The sequence below is a fragment of the Shimwellia blattae DSM 4481 = NBRC 105725 genome (assembly GCF_000262305.1).
In the GTDB taxonomy this organism is placed as follows: domain Bacteria; phylum Pseudomonadota; class Gammaproteobacteria; order Enterobacterales; family Enterobacteriaceae; genus Shimwellia; species Shimwellia blattae.
The window spans coordinates 1,736,062-1,758,318 of the sequence record NC_017910.1 but is presented as its reverse complement, the minus strand read 5'-3'; the positions used below and the strand labels follow the sequence as shown (position 1 = coordinate 1,758,318).

24 protein-coding genes are annotated in these 22,257 nt (G+C 57.2%); 9 read left to right on the top strand and 15 right to left on the bottom strand.

Annotated elements, in window-relative coordinates:
* Positions 1 to 10: 10 nt before the first annotated feature.
* Positions 11 to 517 (bottom strand): DUF1993 domain-containing protein, encoded by a 507-nt coding sequence (locus EBL_RS08145; protein WP_002443233.1) that lies wholly within the window; start codon positions 515 to 517, stop codon positions 11 to 13.
* A gap of 301 nt (positions 518 to 818) precedes the next feature.
* On the opposite strand from EBL_RS08145, the gene EBL_RS20525 reads away from it, so the two are divergent.
* A complete protein-coding gene (locus EBL_RS20525) occupies positions 819 to 938 on the top strand; it encodes a small membrane protein (protein ID WP_151199986.1) in 120 nt (39 codons plus the stop codon).
* Between the two features lie 346 nt (positions 939 to 1,284).
* Positions 1,285 to 2,802: a diguanylate cyclase DgcJ gene (gene dgcJ / locus EBL_RS08140; RefSeq protein ID WP_002443231.1), complete on the top strand. Its 1,518-nt coding sequence runs from the start codon at positions 1,285 to 1,287 to the stop codon at positions 2,800 to 2,802.
* Here dgcJ and EBL_RS08135 read toward each other — a convergent pair.
* The gene (locus EBL_RS08135) at positions 2,790 to 3,056 is read right to left on the bottom strand and encodes a DksA/TraR family C4-type zinc finger protein (protein ID WP_002443228.1); all 267 of its coding nucleotides are present in this window, start codon (positions 3,054 to 3,056) and stop codon (positions 2,790 to 2,792) included. The two genes, dgcJ and EBL_RS08135, sit on opposite strands and share 13 nt — an antisense overlap.
* A gap of 181 nt (positions 3,057 to 3,237) precedes the next feature.
* On the opposite strand from EBL_RS08135, the gene ydfZ reads away from it, so the two are divergent.
* Positions 3,238 to 3,441 (top strand): putative selenium delivery protein YdfZ, encoded by a 204-nt coding sequence (gene ydfZ, locus EBL_RS08130; RefSeq protein WP_002443226.1) that lies wholly within the window; start codon positions 3,238 to 3,240, stop codon positions 3,439 to 3,441.
* Positions 3,442 to 3,601: 160 nt separating this feature from the next.
* On the opposite strand, the gene EBL_RS08125 is transcribed toward ydfZ, so the two are convergent.
* Positions 3,602 to 3,790: a YdiH family protein gene (locus EBL_RS08125; RefSeq protein WP_002443223.1), complete on the bottom strand. Its 189-nt coding sequence runs from the start codon at positions 3,788 to 3,790 to the stop codon at positions 3,602 to 3,604.
* A 122-nt stretch (positions 3,791 to 3,912) separates the two neighbouring features.
* Positions 3,913 to 4,251 (bottom strand): GlpM family protein, encoded by a 339-nt coding sequence (locus tag EBL_RS08120; protein ID WP_002443221.1) that lies wholly within the window; start codon positions 4,249 to 4,251, stop codon positions 3,913 to 3,915.
* A gap of 246 nt (positions 4,252 to 4,497) precedes the next feature.
* Between EBL_RS08120 and ynhH the strand changes: the two genes are divergently transcribed.
* From ynhH to lpp, 3 genes are all read left to right on the top strand, one after another.
* The gene (ynhH, locus tag EBL_RS20930) at positions 4,498 to 4,728 is read left to right on the top strand and encodes a protein YnhH (protein ID WP_420228057.1); all 231 of its coding nucleotides are present in this window, start codon (positions 4,498 to 4,500) and stop codon (positions 4,726 to 4,728) included.
* A gap of 13 nt (positions 4,729 to 4,741) precedes the next feature.
* Positions 4,742 to 6,154 carry a pyruvate kinase PykF gene (gene pykF, locus EBL_RS08115; RefSeq protein WP_002443219.1) on the top strand — a complete coding sequence of 471 codons (1,413 nt, stop codon included), beginning with the start codon at positions 4,742 to 4,744 and terminating at the stop codon, positions 6,152 to 6,154.
* 306 nt (positions 6,155 to 6,460) lie between these two features.
* Positions 6,461 to 6,697, top strand: coding sequence for a murein lipoprotein Lpp (gene lpp, locus EBL_RS08110; protein ID WP_002443218.1), 237 nt, complete (start codon positions 6,461 to 6,463; stop codon positions 6,695 to 6,697).
* Positions 6,698 to 6,768: 71 nt separating this feature from the next.
* Here the strand turns inward: lpp and ldtE are convergent, their stop codons facing one another.
* The 7 genes from ldtE to sufA form a co-directional block, all read right to left on the bottom strand.
* Positions 6,769 to 7,791, bottom strand: coding sequence for a L,D-transpeptidase LdtE (ldtE, locus tag EBL_RS08105; RefSeq protein ID WP_002443211.1), 1,023 nt, complete (start codon positions 7,789 to 7,791; stop codon positions 6,769 to 6,771).
* 102 nt (positions 7,792 to 7,893) lie between these two features.
* Positions 7,894 to 8,310 carry a cysteine desulfuration protein SufE gene (gene sufE / locus EBL_RS08100; RefSeq protein ID WP_002443208.1) on the bottom strand — a complete coding sequence of 139 codons (417 nt, stop codon included), beginning with the start codon at positions 8,308 to 8,310 and terminating at the stop codon, positions 7,894 to 7,896.
* Between the two features lie 12 nt (positions 8,311 to 8,322).
* Positions 8,323 to 9,543 (bottom strand): cysteine desulfurase SufS, encoded by a 1,221-nt coding sequence (gene sufS, locus EBL_RS08095; protein WP_002443206.1) that lies wholly within the window; start codon positions 9,541 to 9,543, stop codon positions 8,323 to 8,325.
* Positions 9,527 to 10,834 (bottom strand): Fe-S cluster assembly protein SufD, encoded by a 1,308-nt coding sequence (gene sufD / locus EBL_RS08090; protein WP_002443204.1) that lies wholly within the window; start codon positions 10,832 to 10,834, stop codon positions 9,527 to 9,529. The genes sufS and sufD overlap by 17 nt, the downstream gene beginning before the upstream one ends.
* On the bottom strand, positions 10,812 to 11,555 hold the full coding sequence (gene sufC, locus EBL_RS08085; protein WP_002443201.1) for a Fe-S cluster assembly ATPase SufC: 744 nt from the start codon (positions 11,553 to 11,555) through the stop codon (positions 10,812 to 10,814). The genes sufD and sufC overlap by 23 nt, the downstream gene beginning before the upstream one ends.
* 22 nt (positions 11,556 to 11,577) lie before the next feature.
* Positions 11,578 to 13,065: a Fe-S cluster assembly protein SufB gene (sufB, locus tag EBL_RS08080; RefSeq protein ID WP_002443199.1), complete on the bottom strand. Its 1,488-nt coding sequence runs from the start codon at positions 13,063 to 13,065 to the stop codon at positions 11,578 to 11,580.
* 12 nt (positions 13,066 to 13,077) lie between these two features.
* Positions 13,078 to 13,446: a Fe-S cluster assembly scaffold SufA gene (gene sufA, locus EBL_RS08075; RefSeq protein ID WP_002443197.1), complete on the bottom strand. Its 369-nt coding sequence runs from the start codon at positions 13,444 to 13,446 to the stop codon at positions 13,078 to 13,080.
* A gap of 541 nt (positions 13,447 to 13,987) precedes the next feature.
* Here sufA and EBL_RS08070 point away from each other — a divergent pair.
* Complete coding sequence (locus EBL_RS08070) at positions 13,988 to 15,085, top strand: glycosyltransferase family 4 protein (RefSeq protein WP_002443195.1); 1,098 nt, start codon at positions 13,988 to 13,990, stop codon at positions 15,083 to 15,085.
* A gap of 12 nt (positions 15,086 to 15,097) precedes the next feature.
* A complete protein-coding gene (locus EBL_RS08065; protein WP_002443193.1) occupies positions 15,098 to 16,000 on the top strand; it encodes a glucosamine inositolphosphorylceramide transferase family protein in 903 nt (300 codons plus the stop codon).
* A gap of 54 nt (positions 16,001 to 16,054) precedes the next feature.
* Here the strand turns inward: EBL_RS08065 and EBL_RS08060 are convergent, their stop codons facing one another.
* A complete protein-coding gene (locus EBL_RS08060) occupies positions 16,055 to 16,633 on the bottom strand; it encodes a TetR/AcrR family transcriptional regulator (RefSeq protein WP_002443191.1) in 579 nt (192 codons plus the stop codon).
* 226 nt (positions 16,634 to 16,859) lie between these two features.
* On the opposite strand from EBL_RS08060, the gene EBL_RS08055 reads away from it, so the two are divergent.
* Entirely contained in the window at positions 16,860 to 17,225 is a 366-nt protein-coding gene (locus EBL_RS08055; RefSeq protein ID WP_002443190.1) for a helix-turn-helix domain-containing protein, read from the top strand.
* Between the two features lie 33 nt (positions 17,226 to 17,258).
* Here the strand turns inward: EBL_RS08055 and menI are convergent, their stop codons facing one another.
* The 3 genes from menI to paaK form a co-directional block, all read right to left on the bottom strand.
* Positions 17,259 to 17,672, bottom strand: a complete 414-nt coding sequence (menI, locus tag EBL_RS08050) for a 1,4-dihydroxy-2-naphthoyl-CoA hydrolase (protein ID WP_002443188.1) — start codon at positions 17,670 to 17,672, stop codon at positions 17,259 to 17,261.
* A complete protein-coding gene (ydiJ, locus tag EBL_RS08045) occupies positions 17,669 to 20,725 on the bottom strand; it encodes a D-2-hydroxyglutarate dehydrogenase YdiJ (protein ID WP_002443186.1) in 3,057 nt (1,018 codons plus the stop codon). The genes menI and ydiJ overlap by 4 nt, the downstream gene beginning before the upstream one ends.
* A gap of 197 nt (positions 20,726 to 20,922) precedes the next feature.
* Positions 20,923 to 22,236 carry a phenylacetate--CoA ligase PaaK gene (gene paaK, locus EBL_RS08040; protein ID WP_002443184.1) on the bottom strand — a complete coding sequence of 438 codons (1,314 nt, stop codon included), beginning with the start codon at positions 22,234 to 22,236 and terminating at the stop codon, positions 20,923 to 20,925.
* Positions 22,237 to 22,257 lie beyond the last annotated feature (21 nt).

The following is a 22,257-nucleotide window of genomic DNA, read 5'->3' as shown; positions in this document are numbered from 1 at the left end:
CAACGGCCACTTACAGGGCGCCGAGGAAATCCTGCTTACCAATCGGCACGCCCTGCTGGCGCAGAATGTCGTAGGCGGTGGTCATATGGAAGTAGAAATTCGGCACCACAAAGCGGTACAGGTAATGCTTCGCCGTGAAGTGCAGCTCCCGGGAGCGGGCTTTAATCACCACCGGCATCTCGTCGTCTGTGGTGTACTGCCCGGGGGAAATACCGGTAATAAAGGCGATGGTGTTATCCAGCCGCTGGCGCAGTTCGCCAAAGCTGGTTTCATCATCGGCCATGACGGGTGCCTCTACGCCTGCCAGGCGGGCCACCGCCCCTTTTGAGATATCGCTGGTCATCTGAATCTGGCGCACCAGCGGAAACATATCCGCCACCAGGCGGGTTTGCAGCAGTACCTGCGGCTCAACGCCCTTCTCACCGGCCCAGGCTTCTGCCTTCTCCAGAATAGCCGACAGACTTTTCAGACCATTTACCAGTTGCCCGGCGGTATCAACATACAATTGTTGCGACACAGTTCACCTCACACGGTTAGATATCCCCCGGCGCTAACATGCACCGGGGGGCTAAAGCATTTATTATATACGGCCATAAAACAGGCTTTGCTATACTCATCAATATTCAGGTATATAACATTCATCCGGGATGAATAAAAAAGCACGCCCGACAGGAAAGTGAGTTATTTGTTTTTATTAAGAAAAAATCAATAGCCCTCCGGTTCAGAATTATCCTGAATTTCAGATAAATTATTTTTCCAACCCCTGCTTGCCGCTTTGCTATGACGGCGGTAAGCCCTTCACTTGCAAAGGTGGTGATATGTCTGACCTTATCCTCCTCGTTCTGGCCATCGCGCTCTCCGTTGTCTTCGTTATGGGGCTGATCTCGTTTATTAAAGACAGAAAAAAAGCGCGCGTGCTTTTCAGCCGCCACAAATAGCGCATTTTATTTCCGGGCAATTCACCGCATGGCCCCTGCTGCTGCGGGCCTGCACATCCGGCAGACAAAAAAAACCGCCAGTATGAGGACCGGCGGTGAATTGCATGGATTATGTTGGCTATATAGTTATGGCTGTGTACCATCCTGATACTCAGCACTTCCCGGGTATGCTATCCCCGGCTTCGTCAACAAAACATCAACCTACGGCATTAAGAGCACCGGGCCCGCTAATCATTTGCCCACCCCCGCGCCATATATTTATGTCTCTGTCACACCCGTTGCGGAAAATATTATATTACAATATTGCCCACAGCAGCCGCTGCATGCTATTTCCCCGGAGTGCCAGGTGGCCAGACAGTCAAAATATAAATTAAATCAGTTCCTGATATCCTGCGGTGTGGTGGTGCTGACATCATCCTTTCTGATCCATTTTCTGGTTCAGGAACACGATGCCATGAAAAAATATCTGTCCTATATTGTGGAAAATGGCGCCACATCCATTCTGTATGAGAAGTTTATTAATCAGAACCAGTCGATGGCATTAATGCATGCCTTTTCTGAGCAGCGGGTGAATCCGCCACTTTCCCCGGCCCGGTTGCACCAGTTAACCGCACAGATTGAGCGCACCGGTAATGTGCTGGGCATCAATCTGCACGGAAAACCCGCCAGCACGCTGCTGCATGGCAGCCTGCAGACCCGGAACCAGAACACGGATGCCTGGGGGCCGGATATTCTGATTATGCAAAAATATGATGCCGAAGTGACCGAGCAGCGCCACCCCTATGGCCTTGATCCGCGGCGCATTATCACCGGGCATAAAAAGAACTATTACATTGATTTTATTTATAATTATGTCTATTTCTACCATTTACTGGATGTGGATAATTTCCGCTTCAGCGCCTGGCGGTTACTTGAGGATAACCCTTTTCAGATATCACCGGCGGCCAGGAAAGCACTCGTCAGCAGTGACACTGTCACGACAAATATCTATATCGACCACAATACCCACAGCCCGGTTATCTCGCTGCTGACCCCGGTCTTTACCGGCGGAGTGCTGCGCGGAGTGGTGGCGATTGATTTTAATCGCGCTACCCTGAATCAGATGTTCTACACCCAGGACCGCCCCCGCCTGTGGCACTACCTCGGGCTGAGCATTACCGACAATACCAACCAGCTCACCATTGAGGTACAGCGCCCTCAGCGGCATCTGTTCAGCTATGCCAGTTACCGCCAGGCCCTCTCCCCGGATATCAATGTCGCCCTGAATATTGATTTCACCTACTTTATTCTGAGCAGCTATCCGCTGTTTTTGCCGTATATTTTCGCCACGCTGCTGCTGCTCTATCTGGTGCGTAACCACTTTCGCCGCCATATCCGGCTCAGTAAAGAGAATATCACCGACAGTATGACCGGCCTGTATAACCGGAAAATCCTCTCCCGGGAGCTGGAAAACCATCTGCAACAGCTGGTCAGACGCCGTATCGGCGTGACGTTTGTGGCCCTCGATCTCGACGGGCTGAAACACATTAATGATACCCGGGGACACAAAGCCGGGGATCAGGCCATTGTGCTGCTGGCGCGGGCAATTCACGCCTCGCTGAGAAAAAGCGACTACGGGGTGCGCCTGGGGGGCGATGAGTTCTGCCTGATTCTGGTCAATTACGGTGACAGCAATATTGCGGCCTTACTGGCGCGCATCAGAAGCACGCTGCAACAGACAGACTCCCGGGGCCTGGTCCGGTTCTCGGCGGGCAGCTACCACATGCAGGATAACGACACCCTGGATCACGCCTGCCATGCGGCGGATCTGCGGCTGTATACCGATAAACAGGCCCGCAAGCAGCAGGCCGCTCAGCGTAGCTGACTGTCTTTGGAGCCCCGGCGGTTATAGCCGGAAAACGCGGTGGCTTTCTGATCCTCCGCCGCCTGGCACTGCACGCAGCGGCGCACGCCGGGGATCGCTTTGCGCCGCCCCGGCGGGATTGGCGCATCGCAGAGTTCACAAAACGCCAGGCTTTCCCCGGCGGGGAGCGCACTGCGGGCACGGGCGATGCCGTCCTCTATGGTGCTGTTGATTTGATCCTGTTCGGCGCCGTCTCCGGCCCATCCGACAGCCATATAAAACCTCCTGCAACCGGTGTGGTGTTGTCTATGATTATAGCGCGCCGTTTACGCCGGTCGCGCTGGTTGGTTTCATCATACAATTTGGTAAATTTTGATCTGGATTAACGTTTTGTCGCGCCCGGCTTCTAGAATGGCTGACGTCTGAAGCATGCATCAATTTCAGAGGAGAAGCACAATGATGACTTATGATCGTAACCACAATCCTATCACCGTCGGCAGCCGCGTCATGATTAACGGCACCGGGAAAACCGGCGTCATTAAAGCCATTGATGGCCAGGGGCTGGACGCCATCCGCCTGCGTCGTGACAAAACCGTAGAAGTGGAAGGCGTTGCCGGGCGCATTGAGCCTGTAGAGCTTATTCGCCTCGGCTTCCATTAATTGTGGTCGCTGAATGCCGCGCAAGCGGCATTCTGACTCAGCAGTGAGCCTTCCTTTCGTTATCGCGGTTTTGTTTTCTGCCAGAAAAAACGGCCACCCGTGGCGACCGTTTTACTTATCTCGCTTCCGGTGTTACCGGCAGCCATCAAATGAGAGGGGATCAGTGAACGCCGTATTCGCTGGCAAAAGAGATCTCTTCACGAAGCTCCACATGGGTCAATTCCAGCAGATCCGCAAATTCCAGCTCCAGCTGGCGCAGACGGTTCAGGAATTGTGCCGGAGTGAGTTCTTCTGCTTCCCGACGCAGGTACTCGATAGCGAGTAATGCCGGGTCTAGCTCAGTGTTCATAATCATCCTCTATTGTTGGTTCGTTTCTCAGTATTATAGCGCGTTCGTTCTGAACAAAAAACAGGCAAAATAAAGATAAATAATATTGTCTGTTTCCGGCCGGTTTACGCCTTCGCTTACAGTCAGTTGTGCCAGCGGGCCCAGCACATGATCAGCACCAGCGCCGCAGCACACCAGCAAACGACCGCAGAAAACAGCGCCAGCGGAACCCGCATGATGGCGCTGAAGTACCATAAACTGCCGAGATAAATCATATACGGGATCACCGCCCACAGGCCGAAGATAATCGTGGCGCGCAGCGCCTCAACGCCCCGGCCGCTGGCAACAATATAGTGGGCAATCAGGGCAAAGGTGGGAAACAGCGGCACCAGCCCGGCAAGATAATAATTCCGGGTTTTCGACAAAACCCCGATCAACACCACCACCACGGCCCCAATGACCGCTTTGATCAACAATCCCATGGAATGCTCTCTGTACCGCTGCCTGAAAAGGAAAAGAAAATCGGGGAGCCACATAGTGGCAGTCAGTCCGGGACAATTCAAGCAGGGCGAAGCCCGGCACGCACAAAACACGCGTTAAAAACCGCATTCCGGCAAACAATTCATTTGATGTCCTATTTACACAGGATTCACACGCTGATTTAAAGTTGCCCAAAATGCATCTGAAACAGCGTTTTTATTTTCAATCCGCCCTCAATATGGCCTATAATGGCCGCCTGTCTCAACTTGAATGGTTTCAGCATCTTGATTCGACGCGTCCAACACACTGAATCTGCCCTACCCCGGCTGGCTGAGCCGCAAGCACACTTTATTCTGCACGCTTTTTTTCTGTCACCTATTCTTAGGCGTGTGGCAAACCGCTTTCGCACTACCTTATTACACTCTGTAGGCTGCTGTACCGGCCACAGGGAAAACGTATCTGAATCCTCCTCAACTTAAGATTAAGACTGTCATGAAAAAGACCAAAATTGTTTGTACTATCGGCCCGAAAACTGAATCTGAAGAGATGCTCAACAAGATGCTCGACGCGGGCATGAACGTCATGCGTCTGAACTTCTCTCACGGTGATTACGCCGAACACGGTCAGCGCATCCAGAACCTGCGTAATATTATGGCTAAAACCGGCAAAAAAGCGGCTATCCTGCTGGATACCAAAGGCCCGGAAATCCGCACCATCAAACTGGAAGGCGGTAACGACGTTTCCCTGAAAGCCGGCCAGACCTTTACCTTCACTACCGATAAATCCGTTGTTGGTAACAACGAAATCGTCGCGGTAACCTACGAAGGGCTGACCACTGACCTCTCCGTGGGCAACACCGTCCTGGTTGACGATGGCCTGATCGGCATGGAAGTGACCGCAATTGAAGGCAACAAAGTTATCTGTAAAGTGCTGAACAATGGCGACCTGGGTGAGAACAAAGGCGTTAACCTGCCGGGCGTTTCCATCGCGCTGCCGGCACTGGCAGAAAAAGACAAACAGGATCTGATCTTCGGTTGCGAACAGGGCGTGGATTTTGTTGCGGCCTCTTTCATCCGTAAACGTTCTGACGTGGTAGAGATTCGTGAGCACCTGGTGGCCCACGGTGGCGAAAACATCCAGATCATCTCCAAAATTGAAAACCAGGAAGGTCTGAACAACTTCGACGAAATCCTCGAAGCCTCAGACGGTATCATGGTTGCCCGTGGTGACCTGGGGGTAGAGATCCCGGTTGAAGAAGTTATCTTCGCCCAGAAGATGATGATCGAAAAATGCGTCAAAGCCCGCAAAGTGGTTATCACCGCAACCCAGATGCTGGACTCCATGATCAAAAACCCGCGCCCGACCCGTGCCGAAGCCGGTGACGTGGCGAACGCCATCCTCGACGGTACTGACGCCGTTATGCTGTCTGGCGAATCCGCTAAGGGTAAATACCCGCTGGAAGCGGTATCCATCATGGCGACCATCTGTGAGCGTACTGACCGTGTTATGCGCAGCCGTCTGGACGACAACCACGATGGCCGTAAACTGCGCATCACCGAAGCAGTGTGCCTGGGTGCAGTAGAAACGGCAGAAAAACTGGCTGCTCCGCTGATCGTGGTAGCAACCAAAGGCGGTAAATCCGCAAAATCCGTACGTAAATACTTCCCGGATGCCACCATCCTGGCACTGACCACCAACGAGAAGACCGCGCATCAGCTGGTGCTGAGCAAAGGCGTTGTACCGCAGCTGGTTGACGTTATCAGCTCTACCGATGACTTCTACCGTCTGGGTAAAGAACTGGCCGTACAGAGCGGTCTGGCGCAGAAAGGCGACGTGGTTGTGATGGTCTCCGGCGCGCTGGTACCGAGCGGCACCACCAACACCGCTTCCGTACACGTGCTTTAATTAGCCAGAGCAATTATATTCATCATCAGGGCGCCTTTATGGCGCCTTTTTTATTTTCCGTAGCTCGTAATAATAAAAAGATCCAATCGGCTGTTACTATTTAATTCCGTGTTCAAGTAAGAAAAATCCGATGGAACGCGCCTGTTTTTACATGATTTTTTATCATTCAGTGTGAAAGCGACGAATCTTTGAGCGAACGATCAAAATAAGTGCCCAATAGCTAAAAAAAATATTCTCAATATAAAAAAGTTTGTGTAATACTTGTAACGCTACATGGAGATTAACTCAATCTAGAGGGTATTAATAATGAATCGTACTAAACTGGTACTGGGCGCGGTAATCCTGGGTTCTACTCTGCTGGCTGGTTGCTCCAGCAACGCTAAAATCGATCAGCTGTCTTCTGACGTTCAGACTCTGAACGCTAAAGTTGACCAGCTGAGCAACGACGTGAACGCAATGCGTTCTGACGTTCAGGCTGCTAAAGACGACGCTGCTCGTGCTAACCAGCGCCTGGACAACATGGCTACTAAATACCGTAAATAAGTTTTTAGTTACCATGATACAAATGGCGCACAATGTGCGCCATTTTTTTTAGCTCCGCTCCTGCCCCTTTGCTAGCTGTGATCCCTGCCCTGAGTTGTGCTCCGCTGCTCTGTCAGCTCCGAAGTTCTCCTGTGTTTATTTACCGGGCGCACCTCCTGCTTTTTTGCCCCGTCTGCCCCCGTATTGACCTGTACCGGGTATCCGGCCCTGCGGGTGATGGCTTTATCGATAGCGGCCTGATCGCTCAGAGGGTTATCGATAAACTTGCTGGCGGCGCTGGTGAGCGTAATCGGCACCGTTTGCGGGTTTTCCCAGTCGTTGCGTGACAGAGGCTGGTGTACCTCGATATAGCGCTTACCGTCAGGCTCCACACTGTACTTGACCGGCTCATTGACGATTTGTACCCGGGTTCCCCAGGCCACCTGGCTAAACAGGGCTTTGATATCCCCGGCGCGCATCCGCATGCAGCCAGAACTCACCCGCAGACCAACACTGTTACGGGCGTTAGTACCGTGAATCAGATATTCTCCGCCCCCTTTTTCCAGGCGCAGCGCATAGCGGCCCAGCGGGTTATTCGGCCCGGCGGGCACAACGGCCGGTAATTTTATTCCCTGTGCGGCCGACCTGGCACGAATATTTGCGGTGGGTGTCCAGGTAGGATTAGGAATTTTTTGAATAATGCGCGTCACCATTTCTGGTGTTTCCCGCCCCAGCTGGCCGATCCCCAGAGGATAAACTTCTACGTGCTTCCCGCCCGGGGGATAATAATAAAGCCTCAATTCTGCAAGGTTAATTACGATGCCCTCCCGGGGGGTATCCGGCAGTAACATTTGGGAAGGAATTGTCAATTCTGAGCCGGCTTTTGGTAAAAACGGATCTACTGTGTTGTTGGCCTCCAGCAATAATAAAACACCGGTATCAAATTTCTCAGCTATATATTCAAGGTTTTTCTTGTCATCAGGCACAACATATATCTGGTTATGGCCGATTAAACGGCTGCCGGGAGGGGGAAGAGGATAATCAACAGACAGGGCTGCCCGGGGCGCGACAAGCGTGCAGAGCAGGCTAAAAGTAACCACATACGCGCTTTTCATAATGTCGACTCCTGTACCACCGGCATACCATGCCGGAACGCTGAAATAATCAGCGAGGTAAGCAAATACCCCGCAGAACAGGATGTAAGCCGTATAGTTAGTTTAGCTAAGATTAGCCGCTCTGGTGCGGATCGCACGAATCATCGCCTCCAGGCCCTGGGTCCGTGAAGGGGTCAGGTACTGAGTCAGGTGGAGCTTTTCAAACCACGGGCGCACATCAAAGGCCAGAATGTCCGCCGCGGTCATCTGCTGATAGAGAATAAACACCACGGCAATGAGCCCCTTCACCAGCGCCGCGTCGCTGTCGCCCTGTAGCACCACCACCCCGTCGTCCCCCCGGGTCATGGTGATCCACACCTGGCTCTGGCAGCCCTGAATCTGAAAGGCATCCCGGTGGTACTCTGCGGGTAACGGCGCCAGCCGCTGCCCGAGCTCGATGATATATAAGTATTTTTCCTCCTGGTTTGCGCAGCGGGAAAAGTTGCGCACCAGTTTGTCTCTGTCCGGCATTAGCGCCATGCTCTGCTCCCTTCAGGCCAGTAACCGGTGAATGCGCTGCAGACCGGCCACCAGCAGGTCTATTTCAGCCTCAGTGTTATAGATAGCCAGCGAGGCCCGGCACATGGCCGCCACGCCCCAGAACGCCATAAGCGGCATGGCGCAGTGGTGGCCGGTGCGTACGGCAATACCGTAATTATCAAGAAAACTGCCGACATCATAAGCATGATGGCGGCCCAGATTAAAGGCCAGCACCCCGGTGCGCCCGGCCGGCCCGTAGAGGGTCAAATCCGGCACCGCCTGTAGCGCCTCACTGGCGTAGGCCATCAGCGCGGTTTCCCGCGCCTGTATACTGTTCATCCCCAGCGACGCCAGCCAGGTGATGGCCGCCCCCAGGCCAATAATGCCGCCTGTGTGGGGGGTGCCTGCCTCAAAGCGCCAGGGGGCCTCGGCCCAGGTTGTCCCCTGGCTGAGGCTGACGTTTGCTATCATGGCGCCGCCCCCCTGCCAGGGGGGCATTGCATCCAGCAGCGCCTGCCTGGCCCACAGCACGCCAATGCCGGTGGGGGCATACATCTTATGGCCTGAGAAGGCATAAAAATCGCAGCCCAGGGCCTGCACATCCACCGGGTGGTGCATCACGGCCTGGGCCCCGTCGACCAGCACCTTCGCCCCCACCCGGTGGGCCGCCGCCGCCATATCAGCAACCGGGTTGGTCACCCCCAGCACATTGGAGACCTCGGTTATCGCCACAAGTGCGGTGCGGTTATCCAGCAGCTGGTGAAAATGGGCCAGATCCAGCGAGCCATCCGCCAGCAGGTTAATCACCCGCAACTCAGCCCCGGTGCGCTGGCACAGGAGCTGCCAGGGCACGATATTAGAGTGGTGCTCCATCAGGCTGATGACAATGTTATGCTCCGGGCCCACGTTCGCTGACCCCCAGCTGTTCGCCACCAGGTTGATGGCCTCTGTGGTGCCGCGAACAAAAACAATCTCCTGCGGCCCGGCCGCATGGATAAACTGCCCCACCTGCTCACGCACCGCCTCCATACGGCCGGTGGCCTCAGCACTGAGGGTGTGGATCCCGCGATGCACCGCCGCATACCCCTGGCGGTAAAAACCGGCTTCCGCCTCGATCACCGCCTCCGGGCGCTGGGCGCTGGCCGCGCTGTCCAGATACACCAGCGGATGGCCGTTGACCTCCTGGTGAAGGGCCGGAAACTGGCGGCGGATATCTTCAGCTGACAACATCATAGCGACCTCCGGCAAAGCGCGCCGCCACCCGCGCCAGCACCTGGTGGCGCAGCGGCACAATGGTGATGGCCTCTGTCAGCTCCCCGGCAAAGGCGTGGAGGATCATCTCGCGGGCGGCGGTCTCGTCAATCCCCCGGGAGCGCAGATAAAACAGCTGCTCGTCATCCAGCCGCCCGACCGTTGCCCCGTGGCTACATTTCACATCGTCTGCGTAGATCTCCAGCTGCGGTTTGGTGTCCACCTCCGCCAGCCGCCCGAGCAGCAGATTATTGTTGGTCATCTGGCCGTCGGTTTTAATGGCGTGGGGAGCCACAGTGATAAGCCCGTTAAACACCGCCCGGCCTTTATCCCGGACGATAGTTTTATGCAGCTGGCGGCTGTTACAGTAGCCGCGATTGTGGGCAAGCCAGGTGCGGGTATCGCAGACCTCGCTGCCCACCGGCAGCGCCAGGCTATTCAGGCGCAGGGAGATATTTTCGCCATTCAGCTCGCAGCTGGTGTGGTGGCGCAGCACCCCGGCCCCCAGTAAAAAGCTGTTGCTGTGGACCTGTGCATCCCGTTCGATGCGCAGATCATTATGGGCAAAGTGGTAGCTGGCGCCATTTTCAAAGGCCAGTTTGTAGTGCTCCAGCCGGGCGTTCGCCCCCACCTCCATGGTCAGGCGGCCACCGGTAAAGTGCGCCCCCTCGTCCAGGCTCACGAAGTGCTCAATTACCGTGGCACAGGCCCCCGGCGCCAGGGTCAGGTGGTGCCGGTAATGCACGGTATTCAGGCTGTCTGCGGGGGTGCTGTCAGGCAGCCCGCCGCTGCTGATATGCAGCAGCACCAGCGGCCGCTCAGGGCAGGCTCCGGGGGCCAGCTGAATATGGGTCACGCTGGCAGAGAGGCTTTCCGTGAGGTGCAAAAACACCTCCGGGTGCACCGGCTCCGGCAGCCCTTCCCGCTGGTTATCCACCGCAATCTGATACCCGGAATCCTGCCAGGCATCGCTCAGTTGCGGGCTGAAGATCCCGTCCACAAACACCAGGTACAGCGCCTCTGGCACCAGCTTCAGGGCCGCACACTGCCCGGGGCTCACGGCGGCCGGGGCGGCCATCATAAACCCGTGGCCCAGCAGCTTATCGAGCCGGGTGTATTTCCACTCTTCGTCTTTGCTGGTGGGCAGGCCCGCGCGCAGCAGCTGGTTCAGGTGCCGGGTGGCATATTCACTGCGCGCCGGGGCCTGGTGTTCAAACAGCCGGTGCCACTGCTGCAGCGCACCGCTGCCATTACTGTTCGGTAAGCCAGCCATATCCCTGCTCCTCCAGCTGTTTTGCAAGGCCAAAATCCCCGGATTTCACAATCCGCCCCTGGTAGAGCACATGCACGTAATCCGGGTGGATATAGTCCAGGATCCGCTGGTAGTGGGTGACGATAATAAATGACCGTTTGCCGTCCCGCAGCGCATTCACCCCCTGGGCGACGATTTTTAGCGCGTCGATATCCAGCCCGGAGTCCGACTCATCAAGAATGCACAGCTCCGGCTCCAGCACGGCCATTTGCAGGATGTCATTGCGTTTTTTCTCCCCGCCGGAGAAGCCCACATTCACCGAACGGCTGAGTAAATCCTCCGGCATATGCAGCAGTTTGATTTTCTCTTCAATAATGTCCTGAAAATCAAACCGGTCCAGGGCCGGCTGGCCCCGGTACTCGCGCACCGCATTCAGGGCCGTCTGGAGGAAGAACTGGTTACTGACACCGGGGATCTCCACCGGATACTGGAAGGCCATAAAAATGCCCTCTCCGGCGCGCGCTTCTGGCGCCAGGGCCAGTAAGTCTTTGCCCTTAAAAGTGACAGAGCCGCCGGTCACGTCATAATCTTCCCGCCCGGCCAGGGTGGCAGACAGGGTGCTCTTCCCCGAGCCGTTCGGCCCCATAATGGCGTGTACTTCGCCGGGCTTAATCTCCAGAGAGACGCCGCGCAGGATCTCTTTATCCTCAACACTGACTTGTAATGATTTGATACTTAACATAATGATTCCTTATCCTTGCGCCCTAGCCCACACTGTGTTCAAGGCTGATAGCCAGCAGTTTTTGCGCTTCAACCGCAAACTCCAGCGGCAGTTCGGAGAACACATCCTTACAAAAGCCGTTCACAATCATGGAGATGGCATCCTCCTCGCGGATGCCGCGCTGCAGGCAATAAAACAGCTGATCTTCACCAATTTTTGAGGTGGTCGCCTCATGCTCCAGCCGGGCAGAATTATTGCGACACTCCACATACGGGAAGGTGTGAGCCCCACAGTCCGGCCCTATCAGCATGGAATCACACTGGGTAAAGTTGCGGGCGTTGGTGGCCGTGGGCATGATTTTCACCAGTCCCCGGTAGCTGTTCTGGCTGTGACCGGCAGAGATCCCTTTTGAGATAATGGTCGAGCGGGTGTTTTTACCGATATGGATCATTTTGGTGCCGGTATCGGCCTGCTGGTTACCGCTGGTCAGCGCAACTGAGTAAAACTCCCCGATGGCGTTATCCCCGCGCAGAATGCAGCTGGGGTACTTCCAGGTAATGGCGGAGCCGGTTTCCGACTGGGTCCAGGACATTTTGCTGTTTTCACCGGCACACAGGGCGCGCTTGGTCACGAAGTTAAGGATCCCCCCGCGATCGCTGTCCCCCGGGAACCAGTTCTGCACCGTGGAGTATTTCACCTCTGCATCGCGCAGAATAATCACCTCAACCACCGCCGCGTGCAGCTGATAGCTGTCCCGCACCGGGGCCGAGCAGCCTTCAATATAGCTGACGTAGCTGCCCTCATCCGCCACCAGGATAGTGCGCTCAAACTGGCCGGTCTTTTCTGCGTTGATCCGAAAATAGGTCGACAGCTCCATCGGGCAGCGCACCCCTTTGGGGATATAAATAAACGTGCCGTCAGAGGCCACGGCGGCATTCAGCGCGGCAAAAAAGTTGTCGTTCGCAGGCACCACCGTGCCCAGATACTGGCGGACCAGATCCGGGTACTCCTGGATGGCCTCACCAAATGAACAGAAAATAATGCCCTGCTCCGCCAGGCGGTGGCGGTAAGTGGTCGCCACGGAAACCGAGTCAAAAATGGCGTCTACCGCCACCTCTTTGCCTTCCCGGACCGGCACCCCCAGTTGGGTGAAGGCGTCCTCAACTTCTTGGGTCAGGTACGGGTTGTCCGCCACCTGTTGTACTGCCCCCGGGGCGGAGTCGCAATTGTCGTCGCAGTGGCCGCAGGAAGGGGCGGAATAGTAGCTGAAGTTCTGATAGTCCAGCGCGTCGTAGTGGGCCTTCAGCCAGTGGGGCTCTTCCATCTCCAGCCAGGCGCGCCAGGCGCTGAGGCGAAACGCCAGCATCCACTCAGGCTCATTACGCCGGGCTGAGATAGCCCGGATCACATCCTCATTGAGCCCCCGGGCCAGCTGGTCTGTCTCCAGGCGGGTGAAAAAGCCCTCTTTGTAATTGCGCTGCTCCCCGCTCCAGACCTGCACATCGTCACGTACTTCACTGTTTTTTGTCATAACCGCCACCCGCTAGACCCCGAAACTCTCACCACACCCGCAGGCGTTCTGAGCGTTCGGGTTATGAAATTTAAAGACCTGATTCAGCCCGTCGCGAACGTAATCCACTTCAGTGCCGTCAATCAGCGGCATCGCTTTTAGCGGCACCCACAGGCGGGCGCCCTGCTGTTCAAACAGCAAATCGCCCGGCTCCGGTGCGCTAACCTGCTCCAGCACATAGCCAAATCCGGCACAGCCGCTCTGCTTCACCCGCAGGCGGATCCCCAAAAGCCCCGGCTGCTTCGCCACAAGCTCGCAGATATGCGCCGCCGCGGCCGGTGTCATGGTCAATCCCCGCCAGCGATAGTCTGCGGGTTCAAAAATGTCCGCTTGTGTTGTCATCACCACACCCTCCGTTATCAACCCCGGTTATGACCTTATGTTAATGATAATGATTATCAGTACAACCCCGGCAGAGACAGGGGATTCTGACTCCATAGCTGATTTATTAAGCATAGACCCTGGCGGTCGGGTTGTTTTTTGAGCAGCAAAAAGCGCAGCGCATTGAAAATAAAAAATAAAAATCGCGCTCAGCTATTCTGATGGGCATGTTACAAAGATGTATCGGAAATACCTATTTATACGATGGGCTACAGTATCGAAAAAATGACCAGGTTTGCGGTGTGGACGATGCGTATCGTAATTTTTCCAAATAACGGGCTGCATATTGTGATTTTGTTGAAAGATAAAATGGCTAAATAATAAGATAAAATACTATATACTTTTCACCAGTTCATGTTTTCCCCCGAAGGGTAACGCTGTCAGAAGCGAGTAACCATGCACTGACAGCGGCAACAGTGATGCTCCTTTTATGCGCTCGCCGTACACGCATTAATCTGGCACTCGCCTTCCCGGATGGGGTCAGAAAGGATATTCGCAAACCATGAAAATTCACTATCTTGTCACGAGTCTGGAGACCGGCGGCGCAGAGTTTGCTATTCCGCAAATTGTCAAAACGCTACAGGATCTGGGCCATCAGGTCAGAATTATTGCCTGTGAACCCCGGGATATGGGTGCCGCCGTGCGCCTGCAGGAGGCGGGGCTCTCCTGGACCCTGCTGGCCAGTAAACGCCGCGCCTTACCGGTGATTTTAGGGGCCTATCTGGCGCGGGTGGTCACCGACCGCCCGGACCTTATCTGGACCTCGCTCAGCTGGGGAACCCGTATCGGCCAGTGGGCCGGTCGCCTTACCGGGATCCCGGTGGTCAGCTTCAAACACAGCGCCAGTGTGCGCCGCTACACATACCGGATGCGCGCCATGTCGCGCCTGTGGGTGGGTGATTCTCAGACCGTGGTACGTTTCCTGCGCGATGAGATGCACATCCCGCCGGAGCAGGTCATGGTGTGGCCCTTTTTTCAGTCCAGCCCCCGGGTACCACAGGCTGAAGCCTGGGACGGGAAATCCGTCTTACAGCTGGGGAGCGTGGGCCGCCTGCACGAAGTGAAAAACTACGCGGGCCTGATTGATGCCCTGGCATGGTTTCTCAACCGCCACCCGCAATATGCAGATCGCCTGCGGCTGTCTATCCTCGGCGACGGGCCGGAGCGCCAGGCGCTACAGGATAAAATTGACCAGCACGGTCTGGGCGATATTGTCCGGCTGCCGGGCTTCTCCGCCGATGTGACCCACTACCTGACCGGCCTGCACGCCTATCTGCAAACCTCACGCTACGAGGGGATGTGCCTCGCGGTTCATGAAGCGATGAATGCCGCCCTGCCGGTGATTGCCACGCCGGTAGGAGAGCTGCGCGACGCAGTGAAAGAGGGCCAGACCGGCTATGTTCTCAACGGCGAGCTCAACCAGGCCCTTGAAGAGACGCTGCTGCGCATTTTCAACAACCCGGAAGATCTGCAGCGCTATGGGCAGCAGGCCCGCCGCTACGTGCTCAGCACCTTCAGCCAGGAGCACTACACCCGGGCTGCCGCCCGGATCCTTGAGCGGCTGAACTGCCGGGCGGACTACCAAATTTCACCCCAATAGAGTCACTGATTAATGGATATATTTGTTACTGAACTCTGGCGCATCGGCATTGTTCAGGCTCCGGTACAGCAGATTGCGGCCGCCGGTGGCATAGAGAATTTCGCCATCAAGTGGATTGAGCCCGATCGCCCGCTGTGCTTTCTGGCCGATCCCTTCGGCTACTGGCACGAAGGGCGGCTTTATCTGTTTGCCGAGGCATACGACTACCGCACCCGCCACGGGGATATTGTGGTCTTCGTTCTGGATGAGCATTTTAACGTTACCGAACAGCGCACGGTGCTGAGCGAGCCCTGGCACCTCTCCTACCCCTGTGTTTTCCAGGCGGACGGCGAGATCTGGATGCTGCCCGAAGGGTATAAATCCGGCACCCTCTCCCTCTACCGGGCGGTGGAATTTCCCTGGCGCTGGGAAAAGGCCCCGGAATTCTCCTTCCCCTGTGCCGCCATCGATCCCTCCCCGTTCTTCACCGCAGGCTGCTGGTGGATGTTTTATACGCCGCCCGCCCCGAAAGCGGCCCGCACCAGCGCCCTGATGCTCGCCCGCGCCGACACGCTGTTCGGCCCCTGGGAGAATGTCTCCCCCCGGCCGGTCGTGCAGGATAAAAGCGGTGCCCGGATGGGCGGAACGCCTTTTATCTGCCAGGGGAAACTGATTCTGCCCACCCAGGACTGCAGCAAAACCTATGGTGGCGCCCTCCAGTTGCTGGAGCTCTCCCCTGATCAGCTGGATAACCCGGTGTTTACCCGGGGAGCGCGGCTACAGGCACCGGCCAGTCACGCCCCTTTTTGCGACGGGCTGCACACGCTGTCTGCCGCAGGCGAGGTGACCTTAATCGACACCCGGCGCACCCTTTATGGCTCCCTGCGGCGTATTGGGGTGGATATCCGCCGCGCGCTGCATAAGCGGATGGGGTAATGAGGTAGGCAGCCCGCCCGGCCTGGCGTTCAGAAACAACGGCCGGGCAGTCTATTACAGGGTATCAAGCGACAGGGCGCGCCACATGGCCTCAAAACCGGCGTTAACCCAGTTCTGGGCTTCATCCGGGTGTTTTGCGGCAAATTCCATGGCGGTCTCCGCCAGGCGAAAGAAAATGGCGTCGGCGAAAATACGCCGCTCATTGTGCAGAAACTCCCGGCGAATGCAGTGCTCTGCCAGTGCGTGCAGCTCCGGGTAGAGCGTTTCGACCTCACGCAGGGTTTCGGGGGTGATTTTGTCGCTTACCGCCAGCTGGCGGATAGCCTGCTGGGCATTGGGGTTTGCCAGCCCCCAGGCAATAAACTGGTTCCAGATATGCCGGGTGCAGCTTTTCGGCTCCTGCGTGGGATCAAACCCCACCATCATCGCCTCTCCCAGGCTTTGTTGCAGGTATAAAAACAGCGCATTCAGCAGTGCGTCTTTATTGGCAAAATAACGGAACAGCGTGCCCTCCGCGACCCCCGCTTTACGGGCGATGGTGGCAGTCGATGCCCCGATCCCCGCCATACCAACGGCCATGGTAGCCGCATTCAGCAGCGCTATTCTCTTATCATTACTTTTCGGACGTGCCACGCGCTCTTTTCCTTCTGTCAAAACGCCGGGATTGAAACATGTCACCAGGCAGGCCGCAACCCTCTTTTCCCGGCTTCCTTCCCTTGACGAATTATCATCACTCAATATAATGAGTGCTCACTCACTCATTATATGCAGCTGAATGGATAAATCACTCAGATCCCGTAAAATTTATGAGAGAGAGTGCACACATCAGTAATAAGCGCAATGCGATAAGGAAAGACCAATGGATATCCCTGCACAGGTCATTGAAGAGCTGCTGGTCTGGATAGACAAAAATCTGGATAAGCCCCTGAGGATTGACGACGTCGCCCGTTATGCTGGTTACTCGAAATGGCACCTGCAACGCATGTTTGTTAACCACACCGGCCATAATCTGGCCCGCTATATTCGCGAACGTAAGCTACACCTGGCGGCGCGGGATCTCTGCACAACCAGCGAAACGGTGTATCAGATCTGCTCACGCTACGGTTTTGAATCCCAGCAATCATTTACGCGGATTTTCACTAAAACATTCAGCCAGCCGCCGGGAATGTACCGCAAAAACTGCCCCTTCGGTCGGGCCCGCCCCGGTGCCGGGCAGGCCGCCTGAGCCCCAGGCCGGAGGCGTCCGGCCTGGGGTGAGTCAGATAACCGCCGTTGTCAGGCGCGCCGTACAACACAACCGCCCCTGACCGTCGCGGATATCAATCTGCCAGACCTGGTGGCGACGCCCCACATGCAGCGCCCGGCACAGGCCGCGCACTTCCCCTTCCCGGGCCGAACGGACATGGTTGGCATTGACCTCCAGCCCGACAACCTGTTGCTCGCCTTCAGTACATAGCCAGCCCGCCACGGATCCGAGGGTTTCCGCCAGCACTACCGACGCGCCGCCATGCAGCAGGCCAAAAGGCTGGCGGGTACGGTGATCGACCGGCATGGTCGCCTCCAGGGTATCCTCCCCGAGGAACACATAGCGAATACCCAGATACTCCACCATATTGCCCTGACTGTTGGCGTTCAGCGCGGCCAGGGTCGTTTCACGTCGCCAGATTTTCATGCAATGATCTCCAGAATAGCCTGTAGCGGATGACGCACCCCGCTACCTTCAATACGTTTAACCTGGCTGCGGCAGGAATAGCCGGTCGCCAGACAGCGGTTACGGGGTAAGCGGGCAATGGCCTGGTGCCATGAGAGCTCATAAATACCCAGTGAGCTGGCGTGATTCTTCACCTCATGCCCGTAGGTGCCCGCCATGCCGCAGCAGCCCACGCTGACACTCTCCAGCCGGGCCCCGACCCGGGCGAAAATCTGCTGCCACTGCCCGGGTGCGCCGGGCAGCGCAGTCACTTCCGTACAGTGGCCGAACAGATACCAGGCCTCGCCGCTCACCGGTAACGGCTCGCGCGACGCCATGGCCCCCGGTAACCATTCGTGGACCAGCTGCACCCGGAAATCCCCCCGCCCTTCTCCCAGGGTTTGCCGGTACTCATCCCGATAGCACAGCACCAGGGCCGGATCGACCCCCACCATCGGCATCCCCAGCCGGGCGACCCGGTTCAGGAAATCCGCCGTCTTACGGGCAGTGCGGGCAAAACGGGTCAGGAAACCTTTAATATGCTGGGCCTTGCCGTTAGGCGAGAACGGCAGCAGCACCGGGTGATACCCCAGCTTATCCACCAGCCGGACAAAATCCGCCACCACCTGGGCATCGTAATAGCTGGTGAAGGGATCCTGGACAATCAGCACAGTCTGCTGTTTTTGCGCGTCGCTCAGGGCCTCCAGCGCCTCAAGGGTCATATTAGCGCTGCGGTGCCCCACCAGCTGCTGCTGTAGTGACGGGGCCGAAAGCAGCGGCAGATCCACCATACCGATATGTCTGGCAGACAGGCGTTTTACCAGGGGCTGGCGCAGGAAGAAGTTAAAGGTCTTCGGCGCCCGGGCCATCAGCGGCGCATAGCTTTCCACGCTGGCCACCAGGTGGTCGCGCACCGGGCGCAGGTAGCGGGTGTGGTAGAGCTGTAAAAACCGCGAGCGAAACTCCGGCACATCAATTTTTACCGGGCACTGGGTCGAGCAGGCTTTGCAGGCCAGGCAGCCGGACATGGCCTCTTTCACTTCGTGGGAAAAGTCATACTCGCCCTTGCGGGCATGCCAGCTGTTACGGGTGCGCTCCACCAGCGTGCGCAGGCTGGCGCGCTGACCGGGCAGCACCTGCTCAAGATGCAGCGGATCCACCCCGCGATCCGCCAGCAGCCGCAGCCACTCGCGCACCAGCGTGGCGCGCCCCTTGGGCGAGTGGATCCGGTCGGCGGAGATTTTCATCGACGGGCACATGGGGCTTTTGGCATCAAAGTTAAAGCACAATCCGTTGCCGTTACACTCCATCGCCCCGCGCCAGGCGCTGCGCACCGCCAGCGGGATCTGGCGATCAAAGGTGCCGCGCTTCACCGCATCCACCTGCATCATCGGCGCATCCATCCCGGCCGGGGGGCAGATCTTGCCCGGGTTCAGCCGGTTTTGCGGATCGAACGCTGCTTTGATCAGCCGCAGCTCCTGGTAGAGCGTTTCGCCAAAGAACGCCGGGCTGTATTCGGCGCGGAATCCTTTACCGTGCTCTCCCCACAGCAGGCCGCCATATTTGGCCGTCAGCGCCACCACCGCATCAGAGATCTGCTTCATCAGCTGCTCCTGGCGGGGATCGGTCATATCCAGGGCCGGGCGCACATGCAGCACCCCCGCATCCACATGGCCGAACATGCCGTAGCTCAGGCCGTGGCTGTCGAGCAGGGCGCGAAATTCTGCAATATAGTCCGCCAGGTGCTCCGGCGGTACACAGGTATCCTCAACAAACGGGATTGGTTTAGCCTGGCCCGGGGCGTTGCCCAGCAGCCCCACCGCTTTTTTACGCATGGCGTAAATCCGCTCGATCCCGGCCAGTTCACGGCACACCTGCCAGCCGATAACGCCCGCTTCGTGGCGGGCCATCAGCCCGTCGAGCTGGGCACACAGCGCCTCAACCTGGTGGTCAATATGGGCCTCATCATCACCGGCAAATTCAACGATATTCAGCCCCAGCATCTGCTGGTCGGCAACGTCGGTAATCAGCGCCTGTACCGAATGCCAGACAATATCTTCCCGGGCCAGGTTCAGCACGCTGGAGTCGACCGTCTCAACGGAGAGCGCCTTCGCCTCAACCATAAAGGGCGCATTACGCAGGGCGGAGTCGAACGAGTCGTACTTCACATTCACCAGCCGCCGCACTTTGGGCAGCGGGGTAATATTCAGCCGGGCTTCGGTAATAAACGCCAGGGTGCCCTCAGAGCCGGTCAGAATGCGGGTGAGATCAAAGCGGCTGAGATCGTCGCTGAATACGTGGCGCAGATCATAACCGGTCAGAAAACGGTTCAGTTTCGGGAAGCGCTCCAGAATAAGCTGGCGCTGTGCGCGGCAGCGCGCCAGCACGGTGCCGTAGGTGCGCCCTATCCGGGTGTCGGTACGGGCAATCTCTTCGGCCAGGGCGGTGGGCATCGGGTGGGTGTCGAGGATATCCCCCCCGGGCAGCACGGCGCGCAGCCCCAGCACATGATCAGAGGTTTTCCCGTACACCAGCGACCCCTGGCCGGAGGCATCCGTATTGATCATCCCCCCGAGGGTGGCCCGGTTACTGGTTGAAAGCTCCGGGGCGAAAAAATACCCAAACGGCTTCAGATACTGGTTCAACTGGTCTTTAATGACCCCCGCTTCCACCCGCACCCAACCCTGCTCCGGGTTAATTTCGAGGATGCGGTTCATATAGCGCGACATATCCACCACAATGCCGTGGTTCAGGGACTGGCCGTTTGTGCCCGTGCCGCCCCCCCGGGGGGTAAACGCGATACTCTCAAAGCGCGGCTCCGCCGCCACCCGGGCAATCAGCGCCACATCGGCCGTTGAGCGCGGGAATACCACCGCGTCAGGCAGTAACTGGTAGATGCTGTTGTCCGTCGCCATGGTCAGGCGGTCCGCATAGCGGGTGGCGATATCGCCGGTAAATCCTTGTTGCTCAAGTGCTTTTAAATAGTCGAGCACCGGCTGCAACAGCCCCGGTGCCTGAGAAATTAATGGGATCATGTGCGGGTTGACCCTTCTGCCATTCTGTTACGGGTAAAGTGTGTGTTATCGTTTGCGTAGCGCGTTACTGGTTGTATCACATTTTTATATGGCCTGCCTGCCCGATAGCAAAACCACGGCCAGATCCCGCTATTCCCCCCCCCCCGCAAAACGCAAAATGCCAGCCCCGGGGCTGGCATTGTGATGGCGCTGAGCCCTCAGGAGCTGACCAGGACGCGCTTGTCGATCACCCGGCACGCTTTCCCTTCTGAACGCGGGATCGAGCCACAGTTCACGATAGTCACATCGGTACTGATCCCGACCATCGATTTGATCCGGTGGCGCAGGTGGTGGCACACCTGGCAGCGCTCTTCGTGGGAGAGCGTCAGGCTGCTCTCTTTCAGCTCCACTTTGACTGCCAGGCTGTCCAGATGCCCGTCGCGGTTGACCTCCAGCTGATAATGCGGCGCCAGATGCTCGTTTTTGCAGATCTCCTCTTCCACCTGGGAGGGGAACACATTCACCCCGCGGATAATCAGCATATCGTCAGAGCGCCCGGTGATGCGGTCCATACGGCGCATGGTGCGGGCAGTTCCCGGCAGTAAGCGGGTCAGATCCCGGGTGCGGTAGCGGATAACCGGCAGCGCTTCTTTGGTGAGCGTGGTAAACAGCAGCTCGCCATATTCGCCATCTTCCAGGGCATCGCCACTGTTGGGGTTAACAATTTCCGGGTAGAAATGGTCTTCCCAGATGGTCGGGCCATCGCCGGTCTCCAGGCACTCCATGGCGACCCCCGGGCCCATCACTTCAGACAGCCCGTAAATATCCAGCGCCCGGATCCCGAGGCGGCGCTCAATTTCCCGGCGCATGCCTGCCGTCCAGGGTTCGGCCCCGAATACCCCCACCCGCAGGGAGCACTGGCTGGCATCGCCCCCCATCTGGCGCTCCAGCTCCTCAATCAGGTTCAGGCAGTAAGAGGGGGTGACCATTATCATATCCGGGCGGAAATCACGGATCAGCTGCGCCTGTTTTTCGGTCTGGCCGCCGGACATCGGAATCACGGTGGCCCCCAGGCGCTCGGCGCCATAGTGGGCACCCAGCCCGCCGGTAAACAGCCCGTAACCGTAGGCAACGTGAATTTTATCTTTCGGTGTGCCGCCCGCTGCACGCAGGGAGCGGGCAACAATATTGGCCCAGGTGTCGATATCATTCTGGGTGTAGCCCACAACCGTTGGCTTACCCGTTGTACCGGAGGAGGCATGGATCCGCACCACCTGCTCCATCGGCACCGCGAAGGTGTCAAACGGGTAGTTATCGCGCAGATCCTGCTTAGTGGTACAGGGAAACAGCCGCAGATCGCGTAACTCTTTAAAATCGTCCGGGTGGACCCCGGCGGCGTCAAATTTACGCCGGTACATGGGCACATTGTCATAAGCGTGTCTGAGGGTCCATTTCAGACGAGCGGTTTGCAGGGCCTGCAGTTCATCCAGCGATGCAGTTTCAATGGGCTCCAGAGCTGTCTTTATTGTCATTGTAGGGTACTCGCAGGTTGT

Coding starts and splice junctions, on each gene's coding strand:
- lpp (WP_002443218.1), top strand. CDS start 6,461: ATGAATCGTACTAAACTGGTACTGGGCGCGGTAATCCTGGGTTCTACT.
- EBL_RS08070 (WP_002443195.1), top strand. CDS start 13,988: ATGAAAATTCACTATCTTGTCACGAGTCTGGAGACCGGCGGCGCAGAG.
- EBL_RS08135 (WP_002443228.1), bottom strand. CDS start 3,056: ATGGCTGTCGGATGGGCCGGAGACGGCGCCGAACAGGATCAAATCAAC.
- sufC (WP_002443201.1), bottom strand. CDS start 11,555: ATGTTAAGTATCAAATCATTACAAGTCAGTGTTGAGGATAAAGAGATC.
- EBL_RS08120 (WP_002443221.1), bottom strand. CDS start 4,251: ATGGGATTGTTGATCAAAGCGGTCATTGGGGCCGTGGTGGTGGTGTTG.
- EBL_RS20525 (WP_151199986.1), top strand. CDS start 819: ATGTCTGACCTTATCCTCCTCGTTCTGGCCATCGCGCTCTCCGTTGTC.
- ydiJ (WP_002443186.1), bottom strand. CDS start 20,725: ATGATCCCATTAATTTCTCAGGCACCGGGGCTGTTGCAGCCGGTGCTC.
- pykF (WP_002443219.1), top strand. CDS start 4,742: ATGAAAAAGACCAAAATTGTTTGTACTATCGGCCCGAAAACTGAATCT.
- menI (WP_002443188.1), bottom strand. CDS start 17,672: ATGAAAATCTGGCGACGTGAAACGACCCTGGCCGCGCTGAACGCCAAC.
- sufE (WP_002443208.1), bottom strand. CDS start 8,310: ATGGCGCTAATGCCGGACAGAGACAAACTGGTGCGCAACTTTTCCCGC.
- EBL_RS08065 (WP_002443193.1), top strand. CDS start 15,098: ATGGATATATTTGTTACTGAACTCTGGCGCATCGGCATTGTTCAGGCT.
- EBL_RS08125 (WP_002443223.1), bottom strand. CDS start 3,790: ATGAACACTGAGCTAGACCCGGCATTACTCGCTATCGAGTACCTGCGT.
- EBL_RS08055 (WP_002443190.1), top strand. CDS start 16,860: ATGGATATCCCTGCACAGGTCATTGAAGAGCTGCTGGTCTGGATAGAC.
- paaK (WP_002443184.1), bottom strand. CDS start 22,236: ATGACAATAAAGACAGCTCTGGAGCCCATTGAAACTGCATCGCTGGAT.
- ynhH (WP_420228057.1), top strand. CDS start 4,498: ATGGCCGCCTGTCTCAACTTGAATGGTTTCAGCATCTTGATTCGACGC.
- sufA (WP_002443197.1), bottom strand. CDS start 13,446: ATGACAACACAAGCGGACATTTTTGAACCCGCAGACTATCGCTGGCGG.
- sufD (WP_002443204.1), bottom strand. CDS start 10,834: ATGGCTGGCTTACCGAACAGTAATGGCAGCGGTGCGCTGCAGCAGTGG.
- sufB (WP_002443199.1), bottom strand. CDS start 13,065: ATGACAAAAAACAGTGAAGTACGTGACGATGTGCAGGTCTGGAGCGGG.
- ydfZ (WP_002443226.1), top strand. CDS start 3,238: ATGATGACTTATGATCGTAACCACAATCCTATCACCGTCGGCAGCCGC.
- sufS (WP_002443206.1), bottom strand. CDS start 9,543: ATGATGTTGTCAGCTGAAGATATCCGCCGCCAGTTTCCGGCCCTTCAC.
- ldtE (WP_002443211.1), bottom strand. CDS start 7,791: ATGAAAAGCGCGTATGTGGTTACTTTTAGCCTGCTCTGCACGCTTGTC.